At 43.5% G+C, this 7,625-nt stretch carries 5 protein-coding genes and 1 tRNA gene; 2 read left to right on the top strand and 4 right to left on the bottom strand.

Annotated elements, in window-relative coordinates:
• Positions 1-145: 145 nt before the first annotated feature.
• A tRNA-Sec gene (locus AB5213_RS13080) sits at positions 146-243 on the bottom strand.
• 145 nt (positions 244-388) lie between these two features.
• On the opposite strand from AB5213_RS13080, the gene AB5213_RS13075 reads away from it, so the two are divergent.
• Together AB5213_RS13075 and AB5213_RS13070 are read left to right on the top strand one after the other, a co-directional pair.
• Complete coding sequence (locus tag AB5213_RS13075; protein WP_215634500.1) at positions 389-1,420, top strand: proline racemase family protein; 1,032 nt, start codon at positions 389-391, stop codon at positions 1,418-1,420.
• A 136-nt stretch (positions 1,421-1,556) separates the two neighbouring features.
• Positions 1,557-2,144: a TetR/AcrR family transcriptional regulator gene (locus AB5213_RS13070; protein ID WP_008372489.1), complete on the top strand. Its 588-nt coding sequence runs from the start codon at positions 1,557-1,559 to the stop codon at positions 2,142-2,144.
• Positions 2,145-2,418: 274 nt separating this feature from the next.
• Here AB5213_RS13070 and AB5213_RS13065 read toward each other — a convergent pair whose 3' ends face one another.
• The 3 genes from AB5213_RS13065 to AB5213_RS13055 are packed head-to-tail and all read right to left on the bottom strand — an operon-like array spanning position 2,419 to position 7,606.
• Positions 2,419-3,621: a Wadjet anti-phage system protein JetD domain-containing protein gene (locus tag AB5213_RS13065; RefSeq protein WP_055158019.1), complete on the bottom strand. Its 1,203-nt coding sequence runs from the start codon at positions 3,619-3,621 to the stop codon at positions 2,419-2,421.
• A gap of 6 nt (positions 3,622-3,627) precedes the next feature.
• Positions 3,628-6,987 carry an ATP-binding protein gene (locus tag AB5213_RS13060; RefSeq protein ID WP_368276809.1) on the bottom strand — a complete coding sequence of 1,120 codons (3,360 nt, stop codon included), beginning with the start codon at positions 6,985-6,987 and terminating at the stop codon, positions 3,628-3,630.
• Positions 6,980-7,606 (bottom strand): DUF4194 domain-containing protein, encoded by a 627-nt coding sequence (locus tag AB5213_RS13055; RefSeq protein WP_368276808.1) that lies wholly within the window; start codon positions 7,604-7,606, stop codon positions 6,980-6,982. Before AB5213_RS13055 ends, AB5213_RS13060 begins: the two co-directional genes overlap by 8 nt.
• Positions 7,607-7,625 lie beyond the last annotated feature (19 nt).

Here is a 7,625-nt window from a genome sequence, read left to right as displayed (position 1 = left end):
TACTCTTTCTGAACATGAAAATACCCCCATATAGGACTTTTATATTTCATTGTCCTATATGAGGGTAGCATATCATTCCCCAAAAACAATACAGCAGCTTTTCTCTTTATCTTTTTTAAGGCTTTCGCCCAAAAACCTCTCTTTTTGGCGAGGGCATGTGGGAATCGAACCCACCCAGGACGCTCCTAACGCCCCACACTGGTTTTGAAGACCAGGAGACACACCAGTTATCCATCTACCCCCATATATTGATTATTCCAATCAAGCTTATTTATTATAGCAAATTACCATTGACTTTTCAAGTGTTTTCGTACATAATATTTTTAAAGAAAACTGAACTGCATACTAGACTCTGGTCTGGTCTTTCAACTAAGGAGGAATATTAAAAATGGAAATCAATCCAAAACTGAATCTTGACGCATTTGAGGCATCTTTCCATGCGATCGACACACATACAGTTGGGGAATTTACAAGAATCATTACATCAGGTTTCCCGAAGCTTGAAGGGGATACAATGATCGAACGTAAGAACTTTCTTGCAAAGCATTACGACAAATACCGTCAGGCTCTGATGTTTGAGCCACGTGGACATCATGATATGTTTGGTGCTCTTCTGACAGATCCGATCCACCCGGAAGCTGATTTTGGTGTGATCTTCATGGACACTGGAGAATATCTGAATATGTGCGGCCACGGAACAATCGGTTCGGTTACAGCAATCATCGAAACAGGACTTGTTCCTGCCATAGAACCTTATACAGAAGTTGTTCTGGATGCTCCTGCAGGAATTATCCGTACCAAAGCAGAAGTCAAAAATGGAAAGGTACTTAATGTAACACTTACTAATGTACCGGCTTTCCTTTACAAAGAAAACCTCACCACAGAAGTTGATGGCAGAGAAGTTCACTATGATATTTCTTTCGGCGGAAGCTTCTTCGCACTTGTTGATATCGAACAGTTCGGATGGCACGTAGATCCACAGTCAATCCCACAGCTTACCGATTTCGGTATGAAGCTGATTGAAAAGGTCAATGCCGAAGTAGAGATCCAGCATCCGGAACTTGATATCACAACTGTCGACCTTGCAGAGCTTTACTGCTCTACCGATACTCCTGGATGTGACAAACGTAATGTCGTTATCTTCGGAGATCATATGGCTGACCGTTCTCCTTGCGGAACCGGAACCAGCGCAAAGCTCGCCACCCTTTACAAAAAAGGTGAAATCAAAGTTGGACAGCCTTTCGTATATGAAAGCTTTATCGGCTCTCAGTTCAAAGGCGTAATCTTAGATACTACAAAGGTTGCCGACTATGATGCCGTTATTCCGCAGATTACCGGAAGTGCTTATCTGACAGGGGAAGCTACTTATGTGATCGATCCAGATGATCCGTTAAAATATGGCTTCAAAGTAGGCCGTTAAGTCAAAATCTTTCAGGAGACAGAGCTATGTATATGGCTTTGTCTTCTTTTTTTGTAAACAAATTACTTTCTTGTTATTTCATATCCATTCTGCTATAATAAAAAAAGATTACTATTTTCAAAGGAGGGGAATTTTCATGCCAAAGAAAAGAAGTTCCACCAAAAGCCGTATCATAAAAGCCGCGTGGAATCTATTCTACAAGCATGGTTATGAACAGACCACTGTTGATGAGATCATCTCGGCTTCTAAGACCTCAAAAGGAACCTTTTACCACTATTTTAAGGGAAAAGAAGCTCTTCTCAACACACTTTCTTATCTGTTTGACGAAAAGTATGAAGAGCTTGCAGGAATCGTAGATCCGGATCTTTCTGCTTATGACAAGCTGTTATTTTTTAACCATGAACTATTTCATATGATTGAGACCAGTGTCGATGTCGGGCTTTTAGCCTCCCTCTACTCGTCCCAGCTGATCACCAAGGATAAGCGCTCCCTTCTTGAAAACGATCGTTACTATTTCGTGTGGCTCACTGAGACAATCAGCACTGCACTGAAAAATGGAGAATTCAACGGCACCAGTACTGCCGATGAACTTCTGAAGATTTATGCAATGTACGAACGTGCTGTTCTTTATGACTGGGCATTATGCAAAGGCAAGTATTCTCTCACCGCATACAGCGACAAGCTTCTTCCACATGTACTTGACCAGTTTGTAGAAGGATTTTAATTCTGTCATTTTTTTCATTGACAGTATAGACACCCTTCTGCACATGGATCATCGCACTACAATCGAGTAGGCTGACTCCTACTCGCTTCTTATACTTTGTACATCATCTCGCTTAACAGCTCGATGATGTACATTCGTCAAATGCAGATCCTTGTGCAAGCACAAATCTGCACTTGACTCATCGTATACACAAAAAGACCAGAACCCACCCCACTACCAGGGCATTCTGGTCTTTTTCTTTTCACTGCCGCACTTTTCCCTTATGCACTGCACTCTATTCTTCAATCAGGAAGCTTTCCTGTTCAATTCCCTTTCCAGTTTCAAGAAGCTTTTCTTTTAACTCCTCCAAAAGTGGAACATTTACCTTTTCCAGCTTTTCCATCGTCTCTTTCGAGATTGTTTTCGCATATTCTTCGTATTTCTCGTAGGTCTCCACATCCATCTGCAATGGCTTTATTCCAGGGAAAATATGCTTCTGGATATATTCAAAAATCCGGATTCCACCGTAATCCATATCTCCGCTGTGGAATACTTCCACGTCTTTCCCTTCAATCACTCTCTGCAGCTTCTTCAGAAATTCTCTTTCAAGTGGTGAAAAATATCCATGACTGTAGATATAAAGGATCTCCGGATCATATTCCATCGCAAGGTAATTCGTCTTATTCTCGATCGTCACGATTTTTTTCAGTGCCGGCTGCTCTACCTCAACCATTGCATGCTTGACTGTCTGGCTGTTCAGCACAACTCCATATGTAAAATCGGAAAGATCCACTCTTTTTGCTTCTGATCCTTTCCAAATCTTCAGTTTAAGCGGTCCTTTAACTGCCAGTTCCTGGGAATTTTCTTCAATCAGCAGCTGCTCCAGAACCGTCTGGATATCCATATCTGCCGTAATCTCCGGGCAATATCTCCTTGCAGCCGTCACCACATTTCGTTCCATCTCCCGCTCGAAGATCTTGCTGTCCTTCAGATAGCGTTTACTAAAAATCCGCTTCATCATCGGTTCTTCCAGAGAGTCCAGTCCCCGGTAACAGTCCAGATATTTTTCCAGCTTCTCTATATTTTTCGGCAGATCACCTTCTGCGATCCGCTCTTTCAGCTTTTCCAGATAATTCTCGATCCATTCTTTCTGAAAGCCTTCCGAAAGCTCCTGGTCAATCATACGTATATAATAATTTACCTTCGCCTGCTTCGGCCAGTATTCTTCTCCACTTTCGCTGTCTGCAAGACGGTAAAAATCCGGAAGATGCTCTACCTGATATGCCACAAGCTCTACATCACTGTCTGGAACAACCCATTTTTTCACAGTCAGAAGTCCTGCTCTTTCCAGACGCTGCACCTCTTCGATCAGCTCTTCTTTCCCACAGGCATCATAATCCTCCTGTGTGATCCGAAGAGTCCTCCCTCCAGTCACTCCTTCCCGCCAGTCTCGGCTGCTGTTCTCACATCTTTCTATAATCCTGTCTACCAGATACATTTTCTATCACCCCTGTTCTTCCTCATCCGCAAGCTGTGCGAACTCGGTTTTTTCAAATTCCTGAATTGATATATGCCGTTTATTCGGGTTGGCATATACAAAGGTTTTATCAACATTTTCCAGATAATTCTGGATCTTATCATTTGTGGCACTGATGATCGCCTGGAAACCAAGCCCACGGATCAGCGCAATACAGCTTGCCACCTTCTCGGCATCCATTTTTGAAAATGCCTCATCCAGAACGACCAGTCTGAGTGTCGGATTCCTGTGGATTTTCGGGGAAAGATTGATTCTGTAAATCTGTGCAAAGCTTGCAAGAAGTGCAACATAAAGAGGATTTTGTCCTTCTCCTCCGGAATTCTTGCGGATCATCTTGCCAAGACCGATTTTCATATCTTCCTCACCCTGGACGATTTGCTGCATATCAAACGAAAGATAAGTACGGTAATCCGCGTACTTGTCCATATTTTTCTTTGCCTCTTCCAGTTCCTCATGGGTAGCATTTTCCGGTGGGATAAATATGCCGATCAGTTCATTCATCATATCACCGTAGTTTTCTTCATGCTCCATCGTGAACAGATTCATCTGGTTCTCAATAGAACCAGAAAGCTGTGCCGGATTGATCTGCAGGGTATCATCCATAAACATCTTATAGTACTTTCCGTCTGCACCCTTATTCTTCGTGATCACAAACTGGTACTTATCTTTTCCGAAATCCAGCCGGCTGATGATCCGGTTCAGCTCATCTCTTCTCTGGTAGGCCTCGCGGATCGCACTGCGGATCTTGAAAACAAAGTCATCCTTGAAGTGCTCGACCGCTGCCTTTGCCTGTTCATTCGCTGCCTGCCGGTAAGTTTCCAGATTATCACACGACAGGCTTTCCAGAAGCTCCTGATAAACCTTATTATCTTCTTCTACCACTGAAAAATTACGCTGCGTATATTTTTTGGTATAAGCACTGCGGGCTGCCACCAACTCCTGATAGATCTCTTCTTTTTTCTTTCCAAGCTGCTGCAGCTGCCTTGCACTTGCCTCTTTTAAATAAATATAGTTTCTGCTTTTCTGTGCTTCCAGATACTCTTCAAACTGCTTCTCAAACCTTTCGTTTTCCTGAAATTCTTTCTGGATTCCAGAAAGTGCAAATTCCGACTCTGTAATACTGTTTCTGAATTTTTCGATTTCTTCCCCGTTTTTCCAGATTTCTTTCTCTGTCTTCGTGATCTCTTTCTGCTTTGCATCCCGTTTTTCCTGCACTTCTTTCATCTGTGCTTCCAGAGTATCGACTGATTCTGCACGCAGTTTCTGCAGTTTTTCAAGTAAATCTTTCTTACGGGTTTCTTTTCCCTTTATCGCCTTTGCATCCAGGATCTGGCTGATATAATCCTCTGTCGGAAGTGGCATTGCTTCCAGTTCCAGAAGTTTCTTTGCCTCTTCCACAAGTGCCGCAAGTGGAAGCCTCTTCTCCTGAAGCTCATCACAGTGCTTCTGAAGCTGCCGGATCCTCTGACGGAGACTAATCTCTCCGATATAAGCACGTCTCGTATAATTTTCCGGATTAATATGCTGCAGACGATAGCTGTGATACAGCATACAGTCCGGTGTCACACCAATCCTGCACTCCCTGAGTTCCTCAATGTTCTCACATTTCATGACATTACCAAGAAAGAAATTGATGTAAGACTGCACGTATTTTTCTTTTGCTTTTACTTCTTCTGCAAGAGCGCCCTGCCGGACAATGTGCTCTTCTTCCATAACCTTTTCCGTATCCAGAATTGCAGCACGGAAGAATTTCTTCTTATCCATCTCCTGATAAATATCCATTGCCGCTTTTGCGTATTTCGGCTCTACGATCAGCAGAAGTTTATTATTTCCCATATAGCCTTCCACTGCATTGTGCCATCTTTCATCCCGGATTTCCAGAAGATCTGCGAGGATCTGCACGGAAACAAATTTTCCACAATTCTCCTGCAACCGGTTCTGTAGTTCCAGCCTTGCTTCTTCCAGCTCTTTGGGATATGCTTTTCTTCCCTGTTTCAGCTCTTTTAGCTCTTCTTTGGCTTCCCGTTCTTCTTTCTTGATCTGACGAAGTGTACTGTCCGTATCCCGACGTTCTTCTTCGATCTCCGCACGCATCTGTGCGATATTTTCTTTCAGCCTTGTAAGTTCGCCCTCCGAAATCGTACCGGCTTCAAACTTATCAATATCCCAGATTGTCTGGTTGGACGTAATCTCCTGTTTCTTCCATGCTGCAAGTCTTTGTGCTGTCTTTGTGAGACTCGCCCTGCTTTTTCCCAGATGTTCCAGAGTCTCGTTAAGTCCTGCAAGTTCTGCTTCCAGTGCTTTATAACCACTGTTATTCAGACGAAGTAACAGCTCCTCATGCTCCTTTTGCAGTTCTCCACTCTGGCGCATCAGCTCGGCTTTCGTATGCTCCTGTACCTTGATACCTTCTTCTCTGGTTTTAATCTTATCATGGAGTCCCTGGATGTCCTCCTGCAGCCGGAGCATTTCCAGACGGGTAAGACGGTAGTCACATTCCCTGCTTTTTTCTCGCTTATCATCAAAATCCTGATAGATTCCATCGATCTTCTTCAGTTCCTCAATCTCTTCCATCGTTGACTCAATCTTGCTGCGCATCCTGCCATACTGCATGATACTTTCTTTTAGATCCTCAATCTGGATATCCTGTTCCATACAGATATATTCTTTTACAAATTCTTCCAGCTTGATATTCATCCGAAACGGGATTGCCCGCTTAAAAAGACGTGGGAACTTTTCTTTATCCAATCCGCCCAGATACACATCATAAAGCTGACGGCGGAAACGCTCATTGCTCGGTCCGCAGTAGAATGCCTCTTCACCAAAGGTACGCTGCAGATATTCTCTTATTTCCACAGTAGAAAGACATCTCTTTTCTCCCCGGTAAGCATTCGCAAGCAGACCGCTTCTGTGCCAGAAAAACAGGCGGTTGATCTCATTTGTTGCTGTCTCCACGTCAAATACAACGCCCACGCACTGTTTCTCATGGGTTCTCGTCTGTTCCAGCTCGATCACAATCGTACTGGAAAAATTCTTATTTCGCAGATACTGGGACTCATTATTTTCACTGATGTTTACCATTCCGCGCAAATACTCGATCAAGGTACGGTCGGAATCATCTGCTGCCGCTTTATTAAAAAATCCACGTCCGTCCGTGTTAGCATAGAGCACAATCTGAATTGCATCGATAACCGTTGATTTTCCACTTCCGGAATGCCCGGTGAAAAAATTGATCCCTTCACTCAAAGTCAGTATTTTTCTGTCTATATAATGCCAGTTGTTCAGGCAGATTTTTGAAATCGCCCAGAACGGCTGCCTGTTATCCAATGTCTCCAAGAGTCTCCTCCTCTTCTTCCCGGCTGCTTCCAAATGATTCCAGAACTTTTCTCACCGCATCTCCCTGCAATACTGCATGGATACACGGATAGATCAGAAGTCTTGTACTTTCATTTAACTCTTCCAGTACATCCAATGGCTCGATCAGCTGGTATTTTTTTAGCATGGCAATAGTTCTTTTCATCTCGGTCGGTGACGGGATACTGTGAAGCACGCGAAAATCTCCTGCTTTTCCGTTGAGTGCCCCCAAGGTTGTCACAATCTGGCTGCTCGACGAAACCGATGCCATCTGCTCATCATAGATCAGTTTCAGCAATAATATGTAAATAGTCGCAAGACGCGGAAGCTTTTCTCCCCAGACCATCTCATCCTGAATATAGATCAGACCCAGATGTACATTCTCGCATAACGTAATGCCGGCAATCTGGAAATACATTTTCAGAAAATCAATGTGCTTTTCGCAGATACGGTACTCTCTCTGATACTGGAGTCTGCCCGTACGCTTGTCAAACTTCCTCTCCAGAAGAAATGTCTGTCTATAGAGAAGCCTGATCACATCTGTCAGATCTTCCTGTTCTTCCTGCGTAAGCTGCTCAAAATATTCTATCATTCATTCTCTCCAATTTTGT

Origin of the sequence: Coprococcus sp. RTP21204st1_G4_RTP21204_210225 (assembly GCF_040915385.1) — a bacterium.
Lineage (GTDB): Bacteria > Bacillota > Clostridia > Lachnospirales > Lachnospiraceae > Allocoprococcus > Allocoprococcus comes.
The sequence above is the reverse complement of the archived record's forward strand: the minus strand, read 5'-3'. Positions and strand labels throughout refer to the sequence as shown.